This is a genomic window from Bradyrhizobium sp. 27S5, assembly GCF_037217225.1.
Classification (GTDB): Bacteria; Pseudomonadota; Alphaproteobacteria; order Rhizobiales; family Xanthobacteraceae; genus Bradyrhizobium; species Bradyrhizobium septentrionale.
Genome location: NZ_CP147714.1, coordinates 2,290,373 through 2,311,133, shown reverse-complemented (window position 1 = coordinate 2,311,133; position 20,761 = coordinate 2,290,373). Strand labels below are relative to the sequence as shown.

Here is a 20,761-nt window from a genome sequence, read left to right as displayed (position 1 = left end):
CGGGCGTGAGGATCAACCGAGCAATGTGTCACATCCGCGCAGGCGGCATTTTTCTGGCAGTTTTGCTCTGCCTGCTCACCGTGCGCATGTCAAAGGCGCTAGCACAATCCCCCGGAAGTATTGAACAAAACTTTGCGAATTCGCTGACCGCGGTGCCAACGGAAGGGCTCACGGCCTCCGGTGCGTTCTACGTGCCGGTCTATTCCAGCGTGTCGATGAGCCAGGGCAAGCTGAGGGCGGATTTCTCGGTGACGCTGAGCGTGCACAACGCCTCCGAAACGAGGCCGCTGGTGCTGAAGCGGATCGCCTATTTCGACACATCAGGCAAGATGGTGGAGAGCTACCTCAAATCGCCGATCGCGCTAAAACCGTTTGCCACCGTCGAGGTCGCTATCGCCACGACCGATACCCGCGGCGGCACCGGCGCGAACTTCGTGGTCGATTGGGCGGCCGCGGGCGAGATCGCGGAACCGGCGGTCGAGGCCCTGATGGTCGGCAGCGTCGGCCCCGGGCACTACGCCTTCATCAGCCAGGGCCGGCCGATCAGGCTGCCCGGCAAGAACTGACTGCATAGAACTGACTGCATAGAGGGCCGCTTACGCGCGGCCTTCTCAACGACAACAACACGGAGCGAAACGTCCATGTCCACCTCAGCCCAGTTCGACTTTGCACCGCTGCTCCCGGCCGGCCTGCCTGCGCCGGCGGCGCGATGGACCGGGCTCGCCAAATACAGCTTCGTCGGCGGCAACAATGATCCCGACCAGGTCCCGGTCGACGGACTGCTGGAGGCGGTCAATGCCGTGCTGAAGCGCGAAGGCAGGAATCTCGCGACCTACAACCTCGCGCACGGGCCGCAGGGCTATCTGCCGCTGCGCCAATTCCTGACCGAGAAGCTGAAGCGCGACGCGGGGATTGCCTGCACGCCGGATGAGATCATGATCGTCTCCGGCTCGCTGCAGGCGCTCGATCTGGTCAACCAGACCCTGCTCGCCAAGGGCGACACCGTGCTGATCGAGCAGGAAACCTATCAGGGCTCGCTGAACCGGCTGACGCGGCTCGGCGTCAACACGATCGGCATTCCCCTCGATGGCGAGGGCATCAGGATCGATGCGCTGGCCGCAGCGCTCGCCGATCACAAGCGACGCGGCATCACGCCGAAATACATCTATACCATCCCGACCGTGCAGAACCCGACCGGCTCGATCCTGCCCGAGAGCCGGCGCGCCGAGATGCTGAAGCTGTCAAAAGAATACGGCGTGCCGATCTTCGAGGACGATTGCTACGCCGATTTGATCTGGAGCGGTGAACGGCCGCCCGCGATCTACGCCATGAGCAAGCATGGCGGCGTGATCCATATCGGCTCGTTCTCCAAGTCGATCGCGCCGGCGCTGCGGGTCGGCTTCATCGTCGCGCCGTGGGAGATCATGTCGCGGATGATGCCGCTGAAGACCGACGCCGGCTCCGGCGCGCTGGAACAGATGGTACTCTCAGAATATTGCGCGCCGCATTTTGCGACCCACGTGCCCAAACTGACGCGAGGACTGCGCGCAAAACTCGACACGCTGATGGAGGCGCTGAACGAGCAATTCGGCACCGCGGCCGAATTCGAGGCCCCCAAGGGCGGCATCTTCCTCTGGGTCAAGCTGCCCGACAATGTCGACACGTTGAAGCTCTATCAGGCGGCGCTCGCCGCCGGCGTCTCGATCAATCCTGGACCGGAATGGTCGACCAGCAAGGCGCACTCCGGCAGCCGGCTCCGCCTCTGCTTCGCCAGCCCCTCGCACGAGCAGATCCGCGAGGGCGTCGCGGTGCTGGCCGAGGTGTGCCGCAAGGAGTTCGGCGTGCCGGCGCGGAGCAGCAATGTGGAGAAGCGCGGCTAATTGAACGCGTCAGGCTGCAGCCGCGCTATCGGTTCACCTCTCCCCAACGAGGAGAGGTGATCGAGAGACCGAGTCACCGCACCGAAAACGGCGCCTGATACGGCCGGCCGAACGGGACACCGTTGACCACGGTCTGCACGGGCTTCAGCTGCAGATTGCCGTCGCGCTTGTTGTTGCGGGTGTCGACGAAGGTGACCGGGCCTTCGACGAGGTCCATGATCGCGACGTCGCCGGGCGCGCCGCGCTGCAGCGTGCCGATCTTGGGGGCGCGTTTGATGATCCGCGCCGGCACCGAGGTTGCCATCGCCACCACCTGATCCAGCGAAGAGCCCATCGCCAGGAACTTGCTCATCACGTTCGGCAGGAACGGGATGCCGGGCGAGTTGCCCGAGAAGACGTGGATGTCGGAGGAGATCGTGTCGGGCGTGCAGCCCGCCGGAATGGCGATCTCCGCCACCGTGAAATCGAAGCTGCCGCCGCCATGGCCGACATCGAACAGCACGCCGCGCTGCTTGGCTTCGAGCGCCGCCGGCAGCAGCTTGCCGTCCTGCACGATATTGGTGAAGGCGCCGGACATGTTCGGCGCGCCGGAATAGGCGTGGGTGAGGATGTCGCCCGGCCGCAGCAGATCGAGAATGTCGGACATTAGCTCCTTGGTCTCGACGCCGCCGATATGCACCATCATCCGCGCCGGCCAGCCGCACATTTCGCAGGCCTGGATGGCGCGCTTCAACGGCTCGATGCCGTGCTTGAAGATGACGTTCTCCGACATCCGCACCTTGACCCCGATCAGGAAGTCCGGGTTCTCGGCAAGCGCCATCGCGCAGGCTTCGACCTGGGCGTTGTCGATATTGTAGAGCTCGGCCACCGGGAAGGCCGACAGGCCGTTGTTGGCGATATGGAGGAAAGCGTAGATCCGCGCCCGCGACTGCGCCACGATGAAGCGCCGCAGCGCCGCGAGGTTGTTGACGCCGGCATCGCCGGCCGAGACCACCGTCGTGGTGCCCTGGAATTGCACCAGCTCGTCGGCGGGAATGCCGATCGCCGACCCGTACGGATAGACGTGACAGTGCAGGTCGACGAGGCCCGGCATCACGAGCTTGCCCGAGGCGTCGATGGTTTTGGCGGCACGAGCGGCCGTGATCTCGTCTTCGATTGCCTCGATGATGCCCCAGCGGATGCCGATGTCGCGCTTGCCGCGCAGCGACTGGCTGGGATCAATCACGTCGCCGCTCTTGATCACGAGGTCGAACTTGTCGTCCGGCCCCATCGCCGCAAAGGCCGGCCCTGCGATGACGGCGGCAGCGGCCGATCCTGAAACTTTCAAAAAATCCCGGCGCGAAAATCCGCTCACGGCGACGCCCCCCAGTATGATTTTTATGGCGCGATGATGCGTCGGACGCGGCCCTTAGGCAAGGCCATCGAAGCGACGCGCAGCGCTCATCCATCGATTGTGCGCGACAACACGCGACGCACAGCAGCAACTGCAATTGCCTGAACAACCGTTCAGAAAACTCCTCCGTTTCCTCAGGAACGTTTCGATGCCTGTACGGTTTCCTCCACGCATCATTGAGGAGGATGAAATGAAAAAATTTGGCTTTGTTCTTGCGGCTGTCGGTGCGCTTGCAGTGGCCGTTCCGTCGATCGCGAGCGCCGAGACCGTCGTGATCAAGCGCGGCGGCCACCATCACTGGGATCGTGGCTGGGGCGCGCGCGCCGAGATGCGCCATGACCGCGGAATGCGCCATGACCGTGGCTGGCATCGCGGCTGGCACCACGACCATGACCGCACGGTGGTCATCAGGCGGGATCGCTACTAAATCGACAGACGGAAAATGGCTCCTCGCGGAGCCATTTTCTCTTTCTACGTTCTCATCAAATATCCGCCGGGCTCAATCCCACGCCGGCGCAAATCCTGGATTGACGCAGCGCATGTCCTTGCGCAACGCAGCGATCGCCTTGCGGTCGTCGTCGTCGAGCCTGACCTTCAGCGCATCGAGATTGGCCTTTTGGCTTTCGGCGCGCGAGGCTTTCGGGATTGCCGCAACGCCGTCCTGGTCGAGCAGCCATTTCAGCGCCACCTGCGCTGCGGTCGCATCATGCTTCTTGCCGATCTTTGCAAGGGTCTCGTCGGTGGCGAAGCGGCCCTGGGCCAGCGGACAATAGGCCACCAGCGGGATCGATTTCGCGGCGAGATATTTGCGCACCGGCGTCTGATCCAGCATCGCGTGGTATTCGATCTGGTTGCAGGCGATCGGCGCCTTGATGTCCTCGACCACGGTCTTGAGCAACGCGGTGTTGAAATTGGCGACGCCAATCGCCCGGGTGCGGCCCTCCTCCTTCAGCTGCATCAGCGTTTCAAACACCGCCGGCAGCTTCATGCTCCGCGACGGCCAGTGCACCAGATAGAGATCGACATGATCGAGCCGCAGCTTGTTCAGGCTGGTGTCGAACGCCTTGCGGATCGCGTCCGGCGCCAGGTTCTCGTGCCAGACCTTGGCGGTGACGTGCAGGTCCTTGCGCGCGACGTTCGCGGCCGCGATCGCCGCTCCAATCGCCTCTTCATTGGCGTACATTTCGGCGGTGTCGATATGCCGGTAACCGAGCCCGAGCGCGCTCTCGACCGCCGCACGGCAGGCGTCGCCCTGCATGCGGAAGGTGCCGAGCCCGAGCTGCGGCAGGTGGATGCCCTGTGTCTGCAGATTTTCCATGGATAGCTCCTGACGCGTGGGGCGCCGATGCCATCGACGACGTCACGCCAGCAAATTGTCTGGAAGGAATGAAATTGGCAGAACTGCCAAGCCACAGTGTGCCCGCAAATTGCCCTCTCCGGCAAGGCACCCATCATCAAGATGTCGCGATGGGTCTAAATGTGTTCCGCCATGATCTGGCCGGGCCGCGCGTCCGACCGTGGTTCGATGTCGACTGACCAGAGGTCGTGGTTGTCGACGTCCTTCAGCGTCACCGTCATCACAGAGGTCGTGCCGTCGATGTCGACGCGGCCGAAGAATTGCAGGCCGAAGCACGGCGCGAGATTGTCGCCCTGCTCGGCCGAGCAGCCCTTCTGGTACATCGCCTTGGGGCCAAAGGTGTTGTCGAGCTCGCCCGGCGACCAGGTGCCGGCATGCAGCGGACCGGAGACGAACTCCCAGAACGGCTCGAATTCCTGAAACACCGCGCGGTTCGGATCGTAGTGATGCGCGGCGGTGTAGTGCATGTCGGCGGTGAGCCACACCGTGTTGCGGACACCGGCGCGCTTCATGAATGACAACAAATCGGCGATCTCGTGCTCGCGCCGCGCGGGCGGGCCGTCGCCGAGCGCGACCGCATCCAGGCTGACCAGGCCGATCGGCAGATCCGCCGCGATCACCTTCCAGACAGCATCCGACGCCACCAGTTCGCGCTTCAGCCAGGCGAGCTGGCTCTCGCCGAGGATGAATGCCTGGTCCGGATCGCCCTGCCTGTTCCAGCTGGAATCGCGATAGGAGCGCATGTCGATGATGAAGACGTCGAGTAGCGGCCCATAGGGGATCTTGCGATAGACGCGGCCGTCGCGCTCCGGCATCAACCGCATCGGCATGAATTCATGGAAAGCGCGGCGCGCCCGCGCCACCAGACGCGAGGTACCGTCGGTATCATAGCCGGTGGCGTCGGCGGTGCCGACCGGCGACCAGTCGTCGGCCACCTCGTGGTCGTCCCACTGCGCGAACATCGGCACGTCGGCGTGGAATGCGCGAAAATTCTCGTCGAGCCAGTCGTATCTGTAGTTGCCGCGAAACTGGTCGAGGCTGTGCGCGACGACGGATTTCTCCTCAGTGACGATGTTGCGCCAGATCTCGCCGTTCGGCAGCGTCTGCTGCGGCGGCACCGTGCAATCCGCATAGATGTGGTCGCCGGAATGGATGAAGAAATCCGGGCGCTCGTTGAGCATGGTGCGGTAGCTGCGCAAGCCGCCGCGCGCGGGGTCGATGCCCCAGCCCTGCCCGACAACGTCGCCGGACCACACGAACGAGATCGAGCGCCGGTCGACCGGCGCGGTGCGGAAATGCCCGACACGGCTTTCGCCGGCGGTGCCGTCGCGATCCGCGAAGCTGATGCGATAGAACAGGTCCTGGCCCGGCGGCAGCCCGTCAAGCAGCAGCTTTGCGGTGAAGTCGCGCTCGGGCAGCGCATCGGCGGATGCGGTGCGCAGGATCGTGGCAAAGCTCTCGACGCTAGCGCATTCGATCTGCATCCGCGCGGCGCGATCGGCGCGGGCCCAGATGACAGCGGAATCGCTCGCCACATCGCCGGACTGGATACCCGCGATCGCGGGACGATCCGCAGCACGGCTCAGATAGGGTTTTGCGAGCGAGCCCAATCCCGCCAGCGCAGCCGTCGAGGCCGAGCGCACCAGAAGCTGACGCCTTGTAGGGCCTCGTCCCCTCGCGGAGATCGCTGTCGGCATCGAATAACCTTCGTCGAATCGCAACGAAGGTTTTGCCTGCGCCGTTTGACTCCGCCCTTACGGTTTCTTGACTCTCCGCCGACGGTTTTGCGACGGCGGGATGACTCGGGGGAGATGGAAACACCGGCGCTTCAGAGCCAAATCCAAACCCGTCATCCTGAGGTGCGAGCGGAGCGAGCCTCGAAGGATGAATCGGCCAAGGACGGCGCCGATTCATCCTTCGAGACGGCCGCTTCGCGGCCTCCTCAGGCTGACGGGTTTGGATGTTGGCGCGTGGATCAAAACGAGGAAGTGGCGCCTCTCACCGCCGCCAGTTGCAGATGCCGCCGGTGCGGCACGGCCAGGTCTGGATCCGTGTGTCGCGCGCTTCCGCATCGAGCGGGTTCGCGTGCCGCCGCGCGAGCCTGGCGCGGGCTGGCGCAGGCGCCGCCGCGCGCTTCCGCTCAGGCTGCGCCGTTACCCTGGCCGTCCGGGCGGCCTTCTGTGATGCGACCTTCGGCTGCTCGACCATCGGCTCGACATTGGCACGCTGATCCGGACCGTGGTCGGTCTTCGCCTCGACCGGAACCGGCTCGAACTGCGCCGGCGGCCCGAGTCGCTTCGGCGACAGCACTGCCTGGGAAAGATCGAGGCTGAAGAACTCGCTGGGGCGGTACTCGTCAGCCAGCGCCACGCCACCCACAGCCAGGCACGCGGTACAAACGATTGCAACCAAAGCGCTTTTCAGGACCATCAAAGGGCCTCCTGAAATCACTCGAATAGAACAGCCATCATGTAGGAGCCCGGCCGCGCGAATCCACCCCGCTGTTGCGGGCAGGGTTACCGATCAACCGAGGCGGCCGTGGAAAGTTCCCGCGGCCCGCCGCCTGCCCTACTCGGCCGCCTGCGCCAGCGGCTGGCCGATCGCGCGCTCCAGCCGCGCGCATTCGGTGCGGTAGCGGGCGACGTTGCCCTCCTTGATGTGGCCGTAGCCGCGCACGAGGTCTGCAGCCTTGGCCAGCGCCACCAGCCGCGGCAGGTCGAGCGGCTTCGTGCCGTCGAGATGACGCAGGATCATCGCCGAATACTCGATCGGCAGGGCACGCTCCATCTTGCGCTCCGCGGTATAGCCGAAGATGTCGAACGCGGTGCCGCGCAGGCCCTTCAGCCCGGCCAGCAGGCCGAACGCCTTGAAGATCCACGGGCCGAACTCGCGCTTCTGCAAACGCCCGGTGACGGGATCGCGCTGCGCCAGCAGCGGCGGCGCCAGCAGGACCTTCAAACCGGAATTGCCCTCGAACTGCTCCTTCAAGGCCTTGCCGAACTCGCCGTCCGAATAGAGCCGCGCGACCTCGTATTCGTCCTTGTACGCCATCAGCTTGAACAGGCCCTTTGCAAAGGCCTCGGTCAGGTCCTGCGAGCCCGGCGCGGCCGCGGCCTCAGCGGTGCGGACGCGCGCGACGTCGTCGAGATAGCGTTTTGCATAGGCCGCGTCCTGATAGTCGGTGAGGAATTTGGCGCGGAACGCGATCGCTTCGTCGAGCGTCTTCTTTGCCGGCGCTGTGCCTGCGCTCTTGAAGCGCGCGGCGCTGACCACGCGTTGCAGATCATGCGCGGCAAGCCGACCCCAAGAGAACGCGGTCTTGTTCATCTCGATCGCGGCGCCGTTGAGCTCGATCGCCTTCAGGATCGCATCGAGCGACAGCGGGATCGCGCCGCGCTGGAACGCAAAACCGAGCATGAAGGCGTTGGTCGCGATGCTGTCGCCCATCAGGGCGGTCGCAAGCCCGGTGGCGTCGAGGATGTCGAGATCATCGGGCCGCACCGCGCCGTTCAGCGCGTCGCGCATCGCACCAGCCTCGAAATCGATATCGGGATCGATCACGAAGCTCGCGGTCGGCAACAGATCGGCGTTGACGACGGCCCGGGTGACGCCGCGCTCGGCGCGGCTCAGCGCCGGCACGCTGGTGGCCACGACAAGGTCGCAGCCGAGGATGAGATTGGCATTGCCGGGCGCGATGCGGACCGTGGTCAGCATGTCGGACGCCGGCGCGAGGCGGACGTGGCTCATGACTGCACCGTTCTTCTGCGACAGGCCGGTGAAGTCGAGCGTCGAGCAGGCGAGACCCTCGACATGCGCGGCCATGCCGAGCAGCGCGCCGATGGTGATGACGCCGGTGCCGCCGATGCCGGTGATCAGGATGTTGTAGGGGGCGGCAAGCGCAGCCGCAGGCGGCGTCGGCAGGTCGGCGAACAGCGCCTTCGGATCGGCGGCGGTGCGGTCCGCCTTGCGCAGCTTGGGATCCTGCACCATCACGAAGCTCGGGCAAAATCCCTCGATGCAGGAGAAATCCTTGTTGCAGTTCGACTGGTCGATGCGGCGCTTGCGGCCGAGCTCGGTCTCCAGCGGCTGCACCGAGACGCAGTTCGACGCCACCGAGCAGTCGCCACAGCCTTCGCAGACGCGCTCATTGATGAAGACGCGCTTGGCCGGATCGGGGAACAGCCCGCGCTTGCGGCGGCGGCGCTTCTCGGCGGCGCAGGTCTGGTCGTAGATCAGGACGGTGAGGCCCTCGATCTCGCGCAAGGTCCGCTGCACGGCATCGAGCTCGCGGCGATGGTGGATGGTGGCGCCGGACGGGAAATAGTTGGCGGGATATTTGTCCGGATCGTCGGAGACGATCGCAAGCCGCTTGGTGCCTTCGGCCGCGACCTGGTGCGCGATCTGCGACACCGTGAAGCCGCCCTCGGCCGGCTGGCCGCCGGTCATCGCGACCGCGTCGTTGTAGAGAATCTTGTAGGTGATGTTGACGCCGGCCGCAGCAGCGGCCCGTAGAGCTAAAAGCCCGGAATGGGTGTAGGTGCCGTCGCCGAGATTCTGGAACACGTGCTGTTCGCTGGTGAACGGCGCCTGCCCGATCCAGCTCACGCCCTCCGCGCCCATATGCGAGATGGTCTGGGTGTTGCGGTTCGGCACCGACAGCGCCATGCCGTGACAGCCGATGCCGGCCATGGCGCGGCTGCCCTCGGGGATCTTGGTCGACGAGTTGTGCGGACAGCCCGAGCAGAAATACGGCGTGCGCTGCAGCTTCGCGGTGCCCGTGCCCTCGACTGGGCGATCGAACGCCTCGAGCTTTGCCAGGCGCTGCTCCAGTAACGGACTACGGTGGCCGAGCTTGCGCAGACGCGCGACGACGGCCGCCGCCACCATGGTCGGCGTCAGCTCGCCCTCGCTCGGCAAGAGAGGCGCGCCGCTCTCGTCGCGCTTGCCGACCACGGAGGGACGCTTGGAGGCGTCCATGTTGTAGAGGATGCGGACCAGCTGGTCCTCGATGAAGCCGCGCTTCTCCTCGACGACAAGCACGTCCTGCAAGCCTTCGGCGAAGGCGCGCGCGCCGCGTGCTTCGAGCGGCCAGGTCAGCGCCACCTTGTAGATGCGCAGGCCCAGCGCCTGCGCGTCGGCATCGGTGATGCCGAGATCGGCGAGCGCCTGGCGCAGATCGAGATAGGCCTTGCCGGTCGCCATGATGCCGAGCCGCGCCGGCTTCGAATCCAGCACGATGCGGTCGAACCGGTTGACGCGCGCGAAGGCCGCGACTGCCTCCATCTTGGGCCCGTGCAGCCTGCGCTCGGCTTCCAGCGGCGGATCCGGCCAGCGGATCGAGAGCCCGTCCGGCGGCATCTCGAAATCATCCGGTGTGATGATCCTGATGCGATCGGGATCACTGACGATCGAGGCCGAGCTTTCGACGGTTTCCGAGATCGCCTTGAAGCCGACCCAGCAGCCGGAATAGCGCGACAGCGCAAAGCCGAGGATGCCGAGGTCGAGATAGTCCTGCAGCGTCGCCGGATTGACCACCGGCATCAGCGCCGAGGCGAACACCTGCTCGCTCTGGTGCGCGAGGGTGGAGGACTGGCAGCCATGGTCATCGCCGGCGAGCGCAATCACGCCGCCATTCGGCGAGGTGCCGGCCGAATTGGCATGCTTGAGCGCATCGAGCGAGCGGTCGACGCCGGGGCCCTTGCCGTACCAGATGCCGAACACGCCATCGACCTTGGCGCCGGGAACATGCCGACCTGCTGGCTGCCCCACACCGCGGTCGCCGCCAGATCCTCGTTGAGGCCGGGAACGAAGGCGATGTCGTGCTCTCTGAGGAACGATTTCGCGCGCCATAGCGCGTGGTCGTACATGCCGAGCGGCGAGCCGCGATATCCGGAAATGAAACCCGCGGTGTTCAGCCCGTGCGCGCGGTCGCGTTCGCGCTGCAACATGGGCAATCGGACCAGAGCCTGGGTACCGGAGAGGAAGATTCGTTTCGTGTCCAACCGGTACTTGTCGTCCAGTCCAACGTCCATCAACGCCATCAGTCTCAGGCTCCCCGCCGGTTAGTCGCGCCGGTCCGAACCGGTCTCATTATCTTCCGAATGATCATGCATCAGCATGCACCGGTTTTGTTATGCATGAACAGCCCCGTTCCATGGCCGCAGCACATAACTCGATGTTGCACATGCGAGGTCTTGCCGAACCCCGGCTTCTTTGAAACGGTGGCGCGCAAAGGGAGACCAAGGATGATTACAGTCGAATCCGCGTTCACGACGGAAATCGTGGAGAACGGCAATCTGCTGGTGGGTCCGTGGCGCAGCCCGAAGCAGATGCTGCAGGCCCAGACCTACGACTCGCACGCGTCGATCCACGACGATGCAACCGCGCAGAAGCTCGGCTTCCGCGGCGGCACGATCGAGGGACCGACCCATTTCAGCCAGTTCGCGCCATTATGCGAGCGGATCTGGGGCCGGGCCTGGTTCATGACCGGATGCCTGTCGGCGCATTACCGCAATCCGGTGTTCGAAGGCGAAGAGGTGCAGGCCCAGATCGAGAAGCCGAAGCCGGGCCAGACCGTTTGCACAATCGGGATGATCAAGCGCGACGGCACCGAGATTTTACGCGGCACCGCCTCCATAGATGGCGACGGCACGGAGACCGCGCTCTCCCACAGGCTCGGCGAATTGAAGCCGCTGACCGATTCCGTCATCCTCGCCGACATCAAGGTCGGCATGAAGACGCCGCGGCAGGCGATCAAGATGGATTTCGACCAGAACATGGGTGACCTCTATCCGTTTTCGCTGGCCGACAAGCTCAAGGTGATCACCGAACCATCAGACTATTATTCGCTGGAGCATAATCCCTGGGGCCGCGTCATCATCCCGATGGAGATGCTGAGCGTGCTGTTCCAGTACCGCGCGCGCGAAGATCGGCTGCCGGTCCGCGGTCCCGCCGTCGGGCTGTTCGCCGACCAGGAGATTCGGCTGGTGCGCGGGCCGCTATTCCCGGGCGAGACCTATTGGGTCGAGCGCGAGGTCGTCGCGCTCTCGGGCAGCAAGCGCACCGAGAGCATGTGGGTGCGCTCGACCGTGTTCGATGCCGACAATGCTGTGGTTGCGACCATGCTGCTCAACGGCGCCAGCATGAAGGACTCCTACGCCAACTACGAAAGCGAGCACAAAGCCCTCTACGGCTGAAGCGACAGCCGCCTGTTCCGCAAGCCGCCGAACCAAGGACAACAACAATGGCCCGCCTGCCCTATCTCGAAGCCGATCAGGTCGCACCCGAATATCGCGACATGCTCAAGCGCAATACCAATTTGCACAAGCTCCTGGTCAATTCGCCGGAGATGGCGCGCGCCTTCAACGGCATCGGCAGCTATATCCGCTTCAAGAGCAAGCTCGATCCGCGGTTGCGCGAGCTTGCGATCCTGCAGGTCGGCTGGCTCGAGAAGTCCGAATACGAGTTCACCCACCATGTGAAGATCGGCAAGGAGTTCGGCGTCACCGATGAGGACATAAAGGGCCTGATTGCGGAAACCGACGGCAGGCCGTCGACACTCGAGCCGCTGGCGAAAGCGATCCTCAGGGGCGCCCGCGAGATGGTGCGCGAGCTTGCGATGTCGGATGCGACCTTCGCCGAGATCAAGCGAGAGCTGTCCGACGAGCACATGACCGACCTGGTGCTGACGATTGCGTTCTATTGCGCCGTGGTGCGGGTGCTCGCCACCATGCAGATCGACAACGAACCTTATTACAAAGACGTACTGCAACAGTACCGTTACAGGGAGTGAAGTGAGATGCGCCTGCAAGATCGCGTCGCCATCGTCGTCGGCGCCGGCCAGAGCCCCGGCGAGGGCATCGGCAACGGCCGCGCCACCGCGCTGACCTTCGCCCGCGAAGGCGCCAAGGTGCTGTGCGTCGATCACAATCTGGCATCGGCGCAGGAAACAGTCGACCTGATCGCGGCTAAGGGCGGCACTGCGATAGCCTTCAAGGCCGACGTCACCAAAAGCGTCGACATCGAGAGAATGGTGGTCGCCGCGCACGCCCACTGGGGCAGCGTCGACATCCTGCACAACAATGTCGGCGTCAGCCTCTCCGGCGGCGATGCCGAACTGCTCGACATCACCGAGGAGGCATTCGACCGCTGCGTGGCGATCAATCTGAAGAGCTGCGTCCTGGCCACCAAGCATGTGATCCCCATCATGCGGCGCCAGCGAGGCGGCGTGATCATCAACATCTCGTCGATGGCCGCAATCACGACCTATCCTTACGTCGCCTACAAGGCAACCAAGTCGGCAATGATCGCCTTCACCGAGCAGATCGCCTACCAGAATGCGCAATATGGCATTCGCGCCAACGTGATCCTGCCCGGGCTGATGAACACACCAATGGCGGTGGACACGCGCGCCCGCGAATTCAAGAAGAGCCGCGCCGAGGTCGAGGCGGAACGCGACAGCAAGGTGCCGCTGCGTCACAAGATGGGGACCGGCTGGGATGTCGCCAATGCCGCGCTGTTTCTTGCATCGGATGAAGCCAATTTCATCACCGGTGTGACGTTGCCGGTCGATGGCGGTGCAAGCGTGCGACGCGGCTAATCGAGATGATTAACCCGGTTAATCCAGGTGATTAACCTGTGTGACGGCGTGCGGTTAATCACTGTGACGAAATCACGCGTCAATGCGCCGCAATGATTCGAAAAACTTGAAGTATTCCAATGACACGGCGATGTGACGGCGCGTCCACATAAATCGAAATCCTGACTCGTTCTGGTCGCACGAAATTCATCTGCGCTCTGTATCTCGCACCCCAAGATTTCTGGAGTGCCAAGACCATGAGCGAAGAATTCGAATTCAGACCCGATCAGTGGGATGCGCTGAAAGCGTTGCGGGCTCCCGCAGCAAACCCTTCGAGGCTGAACCGGTTTGCCGTCGAAAGCCTGATCACGCTCGGTTATGTCGCAGTGCGTGGAGATGCGTTTGCCTTGACCCCCGCGGGCCGCAAGGTGCTGGTCCGCGGCTCGTCACTTCTGCTGCTCGATATCGCAGCCTGATCCTTTCGAAGCTGACAAGAAGTTTACACACGCGGCATCATGCCGCGTGTGCTTTTCCGGGAATGGTCGCCTCGCCATGCTGCGTCAGCGGCTTCATGCCGGTGAGGCTCCGTAGCAGCACATAGAACACCGGCGTCAGGAACAGGCCGAAGATCGTGACGCCGATCATGCCGGAGAACACCGCGACGCCCATCGCGCGCCGCATCTCCGAGCCCGCGCCGGTCGACAGCACCAGCGGCAGCACGCCCATGATGAACGCCATCGACGTCATCAGGATCGGCCGCAGGCGCAACCGGCTCGCCTCGATCGCGGCGCGGATCGGCGAGCGTCCGGCGAATTCGAGCTCGCGCGCGAATTCGACGATCAGGATGGCGTTCTTGGCCGACAATCCGACCAGCACGATCAGGCCGATCTGGGTGAAGACGTTGTTGTCACCCTTCGACAGCCAGACCCCGAACATCGCGGCCAACAGGCCCATCGGCACGATCATGATGATCGAGAGCGGCAGCGCCAGGCTCTCGTAGAGCGCGGCGAGCACCAGGAACACCAGAAGGATCGCCAACGGAAACACCCAGAGCCCGGAATTGCCGGCAATGAACTCCTGATAGGTCAGGTCGGTCCATTCGAAGGCAAAGCCTGGCGGCAGCGTTTCCGCGGCGATTCGCGTTGCCGCCTCTTGCGCCTGGCCGGAGGAATAGCCGGGCGCGGCGGCGGCGTTGATGTCCGATGACAGGAAGCCGTTGTAGCGGATCGCACGCTCCGGCCCAGCGCTCTGGCGGACCTTCAGCAAGGCCGACAGCGGCACCATGTCGCCGGACGACGAACGCACCTTCAGCTGCCTGATGTCGTCGGCACGCGCGCGGAACGGCGCGTCCGCCTGCACATAGACCGAATAGGTGCGGCCGAATTTGTTGAAGTCGTTGACATAGTAGGAGCCGAGATAGATCTGCAGCGTGTTGAAAACCTCGGTGACCGGCACGCCGAGCTGCAGCGCCTTGGTGCGGTCGATGTCGGCGAACAGCTGCGGCACGTTGACCTGGAAGCTCGAGAACACGCCGGCAATTTCTGGCGCCTTCTGCATCGCCGTCATGAAGGCCTTGGTCGCGTCGTTTAGCGCCTCATAGCCGAGGCCCGCGCGGTCCTCGATCTGCAGCTTGAAGCCGCCGATGGTGCCGAGGCCGTTGACCGGCGGCGGCGGGAACATCGCGATGAAGGCATCCTGGATGCCGGCATATTTCTTGTTCAGCGCCGCCGCGATCGCCGGACCGCTGAGCGACGGATCCTTGCGCTCGTCGAATGGCTTCAGCGTCGAGAACACGATGCCGGCGTTGGAGGAGTTGGTGAAGCCGGAGATCGACAGGCCGGGAAACGCCACCGAGCTCTCGACACCCGGCTGCGTCAGCGCGATGTCGCTCATCTTGCGGATCACCTCCTCGGTGCGGTCGAGCGTGGCGCCGTCGGGCAGCCGGGCAAAGCCGACCAGGTACTGCTTGTCCTGGCCCGGCACGAAGCCGCTCGGCACCTGCTTGAACAGCACGCCGGCGAGACCGACCAGCAGCACATAGAGGCCGATCACCGCAGCCTTGCCGTAGATGACCTTGGTGACGGTCCGGCCGTAGTTCTCGGAGGATTTCGTGAAGACCTTGTTGAAGCCGCGGAAGAACCAGCCCAGCGACTTCTCCATGATCCGGGTCAGCCAGTCCTTCGGCTCGTGATGGCCCTTCAAGAGCAGCGCCGACAGCGCCGGCGACAGCGTCAGCGAGTTGATCGCTGATATCACGGTCGAGATCGCGATCGTCAGCGCGAACTGCTTGTAGAACTGTCCGGTGAGGCCGGAGATGAAGGCGAGCGGCACGAACACTGCGATCAGCACCAGCGCGATCGCAATGATCGGGCCCGACACTTCGCGCATCGCCTGATTGGTGGCGTCGCGCGGCGACAGGCCGGATCCGATGTTGCGCTCGACATTCTCGACCACGACGATGGCGTCGTCGACCACGATGCCGATCGCCAGCACCAGGCCGAACAGGCTGAGCGCGTTGATCGAGAAGCCGAACACATGCATCACCGCGAAGGTGCCGACAATCGACACCGGAACCGCGATCAGCGGAATGATCGAAGCGCGCCAGGTCTGCAGGAACAGGATCACGACCAACACGACGAGCGCGATCGCCTCGAGCAGGGTGTGGATGACGGCCTCGATCGACGAGCGCACGAACTGGGTGGGATCGTAGACGATCTGGTACGACACGCCTTCCGGCATGTTCTTCTTGATCTCGGCCATGGTGGCGCGGACGTGGTCGGAGATCTCCAGCGCGTTCGATCCCGGCGCCTGGAAGATCGGGATCGCGACCGCCTGCTTGTTGTCGAGCAGCGAGCGCAGGCCGTATTCGGAGGCGCCGAGTTCGATCCGGGCAACGTCGCGCAGCCGCACCACCTCGCCATTCGCGCCGGTCTTGACCACGATGTCGCCGAACTGCTCTTCCGTCGACAGCCGTCCCTCGGCGTTGACCGAGAGCTGGAGGTCGAGGCCCTTGACGCTGGGCGATGATCCGACCACGCCGGCGGCGGCCTCGACGTTCTGTGCCTGGATCGCGCGGACGACGTCGCTTGCGGTCAGGGCGTGCTCGGCAGCCTTCTGGGGATCGACCCAGACCCGCATCGAATAGTCGCCGGCGCCATAGAGCTGGACGTCGCCGACGCCGTCGATCCGCGCCAGCCGGTCCTTGACGTTGAGCACCGCGTAGTTGCGCAGATACGTCATGTCGTAGCGGTTGTTCGGCGACAGCAGATGCACGACCATGGTGAGGTCGGGCGAGCTCTTCTTGGTGATGATGCCGAGCTGGCGCACCACGGCCGGCAGGCGCGGTTCGGCCTGCTGCACGCGGTTCTGCACCAGCTGGGTCGCCTTGTCGGGGTCGGTGCCGAGCCGGAACGTCACCGTCAGCGTCATCGCGCCGTCGGTGGTCGCCTGGCTCGACATATAGAGCATGCCCTCGACGCCGTTGATCTGTTCCTCGATCGGCGTTGCCACCGTCTCGGCGATCACCTTCGGATTGGCGCCGGGATAGGTTGCGCGCACCACGACCGACGGCGGCACCACGTCGGGATATTCCGAGATCGGCATCGCCAGCAGCGAAATCAGGCCGGCCAGGAAGATCAGGATCGATAACACGCCGGCGAAGATCGGCCGGTCGATGAAGAATTTTGAGAGATTCATGGCTCCGCCCCCGCGCGCAGCGCCTAGCGCTGCACGACGTGCTGGTTGGTTTCAGTGGATGCCTGCTGCATGCCGCGCGCGCCCATTTCGGCGACTTCCATCTTCAGAAGCGCACCGGGACGCACGCGCTGCAGGCCGTTGACGACGATACGGTCGCCGGATTTCAGGCCGGCGGTCACGATCCGCAGGCCGTCGACCGCACCGCCGAGCGTGACCGGGCGATAGACCGCGCGGCTGTCGTCGCCGACCAGCATGACGAACTTCTTGTCCTGGTCGGTGCCGACGGCGCGCTCGTCGATCAGCACCATCGTCTGCTCTTTCGGCTGGCCCATGCGCACGCGGGCGAACTGCCCGGGGATCAGCCGGCCGTCGTCGTTCCGGAACACGGCGCGGACGCGGATGGTGCCGCTCTGCCCGTTGACCTGGTTGTCGATCAGCTGGATGTGGCCCTTGGCGCTGAGGCCGCCTGACGTCACCATGTCGACCGGGATCTGATCGAGATTGCCGCGCTTGCCAGAGGCGTCTGCGATCGAGTTCAGCGCACGCAGCACGACCTCCTCATCCGCATCGAAGCTCGCATAGATCGGATTGACCGAGACCAGCGAGGTCAGCACCGGCGACGAGGTGCCCGCCGCGACCAGGTTGCCGACCGTGATCTCGATCCTGCCGACCCGGCCGTCGACCGGTGCGCGGACCTCGGTGTAATCGAGATTGAGTTTTGCGGTTTGCAGCGCGGCTTCGGCCGCCTTGACGTTGGCGATCGCCTCGCGATTGGTGTTGTCGCGCTGGTCGAAGTCGCGCTTGGTGACGATGTTGTTGCCGACCAGCTGTGCGCCGCGCTCGACCTCGCTCGCGGTGAATACGGCGCGGGCCTTGGCGGCCTCGAGCTGCGCCTGCGCGCGGTCGACCTCGGCGGCGTAGGGCGCGGGGTCGATCTTGAACAGGATGTCGCCGGACTTCACCAGCGCGCCTTCGGTGAAGTTGGTCGCCAGGATCGCGCCCGCCACCCGCGGCCGGAGTTGGACGCGGTCGACCGCCTCGAGCCGGCCCGAAAAGTCATCAAACAGCGTGGTCGGGCGCGGCTGGATCACGGCCACGGTCACCGGCACCGCCGGTTCGGGCGCGGCCGCTGTGGCGGTCGCCTGGGCGGCATGAAAATAGTGGCCGGTCGCGATCGAACCGGCGACAGCGAGGGCGCCGAGGATCACAATACCGCCGACGACGCGTCGGAAACGGCCGGAACGGGGATTTTGGGTTGACGAGGGCATTCACGCGCTCCAGATATCTGTAGTGTTCACTACAGATGTGGAGCTGGACGCCGGTTCGCAAGATACTTATGTATCGAGCACTATGATTTTCTTAGCGCATTCGTGGGGAAATGAGAAGCCGCGGAAAAACATCACGTGCAACAAGAGGATAAGCCAGGGACAATCCGTCACAGAAACGGCACCCGGCTTACGGAGTAACGAAAATGGGTATGGGACGCCCCCGCGCTTTCGACGCGGATGCCGCTTTGGACCAGGCGATGGACGTGTTCTGGCGCCATGGTTACGAGGGTGCGACGATTGCGCAGCTCACCGAGGCGATGAACATCAATCCGCCGAGCCTCTATGCCGCCTTCGGCAGCAAGGAAGGCCTGCTGAAGGCCGCCCTCGACCGCTACACCGAGCGCCGTGACGCCTGGATGGAAACGGTTTTGGGCGCCGCCACCGCCCGCGAGGTGGCCGAACGATTTCTGATGGAGCACGCGGACGCCCAGACCGATCCCGCCAACCCGCCCGGCTGTCTGCTGGTCCAGGGCGGCCTTGCCTGCGGCACCGGCTCGGAAAATGTTCCATTCGAACTGGCGGCGCGCCGCACCCACACCGAAGACCAGTTGCGCGAACGCTTTGTCCGGGCCAAGGCCGAACGCGACCTGGACGAAAGCGCCGATCCGGCCATGCTCGCCCGCTATCTCTCCGCGGTCACATCAGGCATGTGCGTGATGGCCTCCTCGGGCGCCGACCGCAACGCGCTGCGCGAGATTGCGGCGGTGTCGCTGAAGGCGTTTGATGAACAGGCGAAGGGCTAGAGCGGTTCAAGTCATGCGCACGCGAGCCCCAACGCAGTTGGGAGTGACCGGCAATGCATCACTGGACCAGCTGGCTGCCAGGTCTCAACACGCTCCGTCGATACCAAGCGGCGTGGTTTCCACACGACATCGTCGCGGGGCTTCTGCTCGCGACCATGCTGGTCCCGGTCGGCATCGCCTATGCGGAAGCGTCCGGCTTGCCGGGCATCTACGGACTTTACGCGACGATCATCCCGCTGCTCGTCTACGCGTTGTTCGGGCCGAGCCGCATCCTCGTCCTGGGACCGGACTCGGCGCTTGCAGCCATCATCCTCGGCGTTGTCGTTCCGCTGTCGGGCGGCGATCCCATGCGCGCGGTGGCCCTCGCCGCGATGATGGCTATCGTCTCCGGAACGATATGCATCGTGGCGGGCATCGCGCGGTTGGGATTCCTGACAGAGCTTCTCTCCAAGCCGATCCGCTACGGCTACATGAATGGAATTGCCCTGACCGTGCTGATCAGCCAGCTGCCAAAGCTGTTCGGCTTCTCCATCGAAAGCGATGGACCTCTGCGCAGCCTCTGGGCGGTCGTCGGAGCGGTTCTTGACGGAAAGACGAATTGGATCGCGCTCGGGATCGGCCTTGCCACATTGGCGGTGATCCTGCTGCTCGCGCGGAACAAGCGGCTTCCCAGCATCCTGATTGCCGTCGTTGCGGCGACGGTCGTCACCGGCGTGCTCGATCTTGGAGCGCGCTTTAACGTGACAGTTTTGGGTTCGCTTCCCCAGGGCCTGCCGGGATTCGCGATTCCCTGGATCGGCTATGGCGATATCGTGCAGGTGCTGATCGGCGGTTGCGCCGTCGCGCTGGTGTCATTCGCCGACACCAGCGTGCTCTCGCGGGCCTATGCGGGACGATTGGGCGATCGCGTTGATCCCAACCAGGAGATGGTGGGGCTCGGCGCGGCCAATCTGGCGGCCGGCTTCTTCCAGGGCTTTCCGATCAGCAGCAGCGGATCGCGCACGCCCGTTGCGGAAGCCGCCGGAGCGCGCACCCAACTCACCAGCGTCATCGGCGCGCTTGCCATTGCCCTTCTGCTGCTGATGGCGCCGAACCTGCTTCAGCACTTGCCCAACGCCGCATTGGCCGCCGTCGTCATCGCCGCCGCGCTCAGCCTGTTCGAGGTCGGCAATCTCAAGCGAATCTACGCCATTCAGCAGTGGGAGTTCTGGCTATCGGTGGTCTGCTTCGTCGGCGTTGCCGTACTCGGGGTGATTCCGGGAATCGGCCTCGCCATCGTGATCGCGATCATCGAGTTCTTGTGGGATGGCTGGCGGCCCCATTCCGCCGTGCTGGGTCGCGCCTCCGGCGTGAAGGGTTATCACGACATTACGCGATATCCGGACGCGCGCCAAATCCCCGGGCTGGTCCTGTTCCGGTGGGATGCGCCGCTGTTCTTTGCCAATGCCGAGTTCTTCAAGGAACGTGCGCTGGATGCCGTGGCGAAATCTTCGACGCCGGTGCGCTGGCTGGTCGTTGCGGCCGAGCCGGTCACCAGCGTGGACGTTACCGCCGGCGACATTCTCGCCGAACTGGACGAGGCATTGCACGCACAAGGGATCGAGCTGTGTTTTGCCGAGCTCAAGGATCCCGTCAAGGACAAGCTGAAGAAATTCGGCTTGTTGGCGCAGCTTGGCGAGAACAACTTCTTCCCGACCATCGGCGTCGCCGTTTCGCGCTACCTCGAGATCAATGACGACGTGACTTGGGAAGACTGGGAAGACCGGGCTATGTCCTAGGTTCAATC

At 64.3% G+C, this 20,761-nt stretch carries 15 protein-coding genes and 1 pseudogene; 9 read left to right on the top strand and 7 right to left on the bottom strand.

Features of this window, described 5'->3' with window-relative positions:
- Positions 1–23 precede the first annotated feature (23 nt).
- A complete protein-coding gene (locus WDM24_RS10965; protein WP_414645705.1) occupies positions 24–566 on the top strand; it encodes a DUF3124 domain-containing protein in 543 nt (180 codons plus the stop codon).
- A gap of 75 nt (positions 567–641) precedes the next feature.
- Positions 642–1,880: a PLP-dependent aminotransferase family protein gene (locus WDM24_RS10960; protein ID WP_338831208.1), complete on the top strand. Its 1,239-nt coding sequence runs from the start codon at positions 642–644 to the stop codon at positions 1,878–1,880.
- Positions 1,881–1,953: 73 nt separating this feature from the next.
- On the opposite strand, the gene WDM24_RS10955 is transcribed toward WDM24_RS10960, so the two are convergent.
- Positions 1,954–3,234: an amidohydrolase/deacetylase family metallohydrolase gene (locus WDM24_RS10955; RefSeq protein ID WP_338831207.1), complete on the bottom strand. Its 1,281-nt coding sequence runs from the start codon at positions 3,232–3,234 to the stop codon at positions 1,954–1,956.
- 229 nt (positions 3,235–3,463) lie between these two features.
- On the opposite strand from WDM24_RS10955, the gene WDM24_RS10950 reads away from it, so the two are divergent.
- Positions 3,464–3,700 (top strand): hypothetical protein, encoded by a 237-nt coding sequence (locus WDM24_RS10950; RefSeq protein ID WP_029081412.1) that lies wholly within the window; start codon positions 3,464–3,466, stop codon positions 3,698–3,700.
- A 72-nt stretch (positions 3,701–3,772) separates the two neighbouring features.
- Here WDM24_RS10950 and WDM24_RS10945 read toward each other — a convergent pair whose 3' ends face one another.
- From WDM24_RS10945 to WDM24_RS10930, 4 genes and pseudogenes are all read right to left on the bottom strand, one after another.
- A complete protein-coding gene (locus WDM24_RS10945; protein ID WP_338831206.1) occupies positions 3,773–4,591 on the bottom strand; it encodes an aldo/keto reductase in 819 nt (272 codons plus the stop codon).
- 155 nt (positions 4,592–4,746) lie between these two features.
- Complete coding sequence (locus WDM24_RS10940) at positions 4,747–6,327, bottom strand: alkaline phosphatase D family protein (protein WP_338831205.1); 1,581 nt, start codon at positions 6,325–6,327, stop codon at positions 4,747–4,749.
- Positions 6,328–6,628: 301 nt separating this feature from the next.
- Positions 6,629–7,060, bottom strand: coding sequence for a hypothetical protein (locus tag WDM24_RS10935; RefSeq protein WP_338831204.1), 432 nt, complete (start codon positions 7,058–7,060; stop codon positions 6,629–6,631).
- Positions 7,061–7,198: 138 nt separating this feature from the next.
- Positions 7,199–10,671: pseudogene (locus WDM24_RS10930) on the bottom strand (indolepyruvate ferredoxin oxidoreductase family protein).
- Between the two features lie 204 nt (positions 10,672–10,875).
- Between WDM24_RS10930 and WDM24_RS10925 the strand changes: the two are divergent.
- The 4 genes from WDM24_RS10925 (at position 10,876) to WDM24_RS10910 (ending at position 13,684) form a co-directional block, all read left to right on the top strand.
- Positions 10,876–11,826: a hypothetical protein gene (locus WDM24_RS10925; protein ID WP_338831203.1), complete on the top strand. Its 951-nt coding sequence runs from the start codon at positions 10,876–10,878 to the stop codon at positions 11,824–11,826.
- Between the two features lie 47 nt (positions 11,827–11,873).
- Positions 11,874–12,422 carry a carboxymuconolactone decarboxylase family protein gene (locus WDM24_RS10920; RefSeq protein ID WP_338831202.1) on the top strand — a complete coding sequence of 183 codons (549 nt, stop codon included), beginning with the start codon at positions 11,874–11,876 and terminating at the stop codon, positions 12,420–12,422.
- 6 nt (positions 12,423–12,428) lie between these two features.
- On the top strand, positions 12,429–13,229 hold the full coding sequence (locus WDM24_RS10915; protein ID WP_338831201.1) for an SDR family oxidoreductase: 801 nt from the start codon (positions 12,429–12,431) through the stop codon (positions 13,227–13,229).
- A 236-nt stretch (positions 13,230–13,465) separates the two neighbouring features.
- Positions 13,466–13,684, top strand: a complete 219-nt coding sequence (locus tag WDM24_RS10910) for a hypothetical protein (protein ID WP_338831199.1) — start codon at positions 13,466–13,468, stop codon at positions 13,682–13,684.
- Positions 13,685–13,721: 37 nt separating this feature from the next.
- On the opposite strand, the gene WDM24_RS10905 is transcribed toward WDM24_RS10910, so the two are convergent.
- Together WDM24_RS10905 and WDM24_RS10900 are read right to left on the bottom strand one after the other, a co-directional pair.
- Positions 13,722–16,904, bottom strand: a complete 3,183-nt coding sequence (locus WDM24_RS10905) for a multidrug efflux RND transporter permease subunit (protein WP_338831198.1) — start codon at positions 16,902–16,904, stop codon at positions 13,722–13,724.
- Positions 16,905–16,927: 23 nt separating this feature from the next.
- Complete coding sequence (locus WDM24_RS10900) at positions 16,928–18,172, bottom strand: efflux RND transporter periplasmic adaptor subunit (RefSeq protein ID WP_338831197.1); 1,245 nt, start codon at positions 18,170–18,172, stop codon at positions 16,928–16,930.
- Positions 18,173–18,375: 203 nt separating this feature from the next.
- On the opposite strand from WDM24_RS10900, the gene WDM24_RS10895 reads away from it, so the two are divergent.
- Together WDM24_RS10895 and WDM24_RS10890 are read left to right on the top strand one after the other, a co-directional pair.
- Positions 18,376–18,975 (top strand): TetR/AcrR family transcriptional regulator, encoded by a 600-nt coding sequence (locus WDM24_RS10895; protein ID WP_338697501.1) that lies wholly within the window; start codon positions 18,376–18,378, stop codon positions 18,973–18,975.
- Positions 18,976–19,028: 53 nt separating this feature from the next.
- Positions 19,029–20,753 carry a SulP family inorganic anion transporter gene (locus WDM24_RS10890; protein WP_338831196.1) on the top strand — a complete coding sequence of 575 codons (1,725 nt, stop codon included), beginning with the start codon at positions 19,029–19,031 and terminating at the stop codon, positions 20,751–20,753.
- Positions 20,754–20,761 lie beyond the last annotated feature (8 nt).

What these genes read in the sequence shown, in the direction of transcription:
- WDM24_RS10965 (WP_414645705.1), top strand. Translation starts at nt 24, where the DNA reads ATGTGTCACATCCGCGCAGGCGGCATTTTTCTGGCAGTTTTGCTCTGC.
- WDM24_RS10960 (WP_338831208.1), top strand. Translation starts at nt 642, where the DNA reads ATGTCCACCTCAGCCCAGTTCGACTTTGCACCGCTGCTCCCGGCCGGC.
- WDM24_RS10950 (WP_029081412.1), top strand. Translation starts at nt 3,464, where the DNA reads ATGAAAAAATTTGGCTTTGTTCTTGCGGCTGTCGGTGCGCTTGCAGTG.
- WDM24_RS10945 (WP_338831206.1), bottom strand. Translation starts at nt 4,591, where the DNA reads ATGGAAAATCTGCAGACACAGGGCATCCACCTGCCGCAGCTCGGGCTC.
- WDM24_RS10940 (WP_338831205.1), bottom strand. Translation starts at nt 6,327, where the DNA reads ATGCCGACAGCGATCTCCGCGAGGGGACGAGGCCCTACAAGGCGTCAG.
- WDM24_RS10935 (WP_338831204.1), bottom strand. Translation starts at nt 7,060, where the DNA reads ATGGTCCTGAAAAGCGCTTTGGTTGCAATCGTTTGTACCGCGTGCCTG.
- WDM24_RS10925 (WP_338831203.1), top strand. Translation starts at nt 10,876, where the DNA reads ATGATTACAGTCGAATCCGCGTTCACGACGGAAATCGTGGAGAACGGC.
- WDM24_RS10920 (WP_338831202.1), top strand. Translation starts at nt 11,874, where the DNA reads ATGGCCCGCCTGCCCTATCTCGAAGCCGATCAGGTCGCACCCGAATAT.
- WDM24_RS10915 (WP_338831201.1), top strand. Translation starts at nt 12,429, where the DNA reads ATGCGCCTGCAAGATCGCGTCGCCATCGTCGTCGGCGCCGGCCAGAGC.
- WDM24_RS10910 (WP_338831199.1), top strand. Translation starts at nt 13,466, where the DNA reads ATGAGCGAAGAATTCGAATTCAGACCCGATCAGTGGGATGCGCTGAAA.
- WDM24_RS10905 (WP_338831198.1), bottom strand. Translation starts at nt 16,904, where the DNA reads ATGAATCTCTCAAAATTCTTCATCGACCGGCCGATCTTCGCCGGCGTG.
- WDM24_RS10900 (WP_338831197.1), bottom strand. Translation starts at nt 18,172, where the DNA reads ATGCCCTCGTCAACCCAAAATCCCCGTTCCGGCCGTTTCCGACGCGTC.
- WDM24_RS10895 (WP_338697501.1), top strand. Translation starts at nt 18,376, where the DNA reads ATGGGTATGGGACGCCCCCGCGCTTTCGACGCGGATGCCGCTTTGGAC.
- WDM24_RS10890 (WP_338831196.1), top strand. Translation starts at nt 19,029, where the DNA reads ATGCATCACTGGACCAGCTGGCTGCCAGGTCTCAACACGCTCCGTCGA.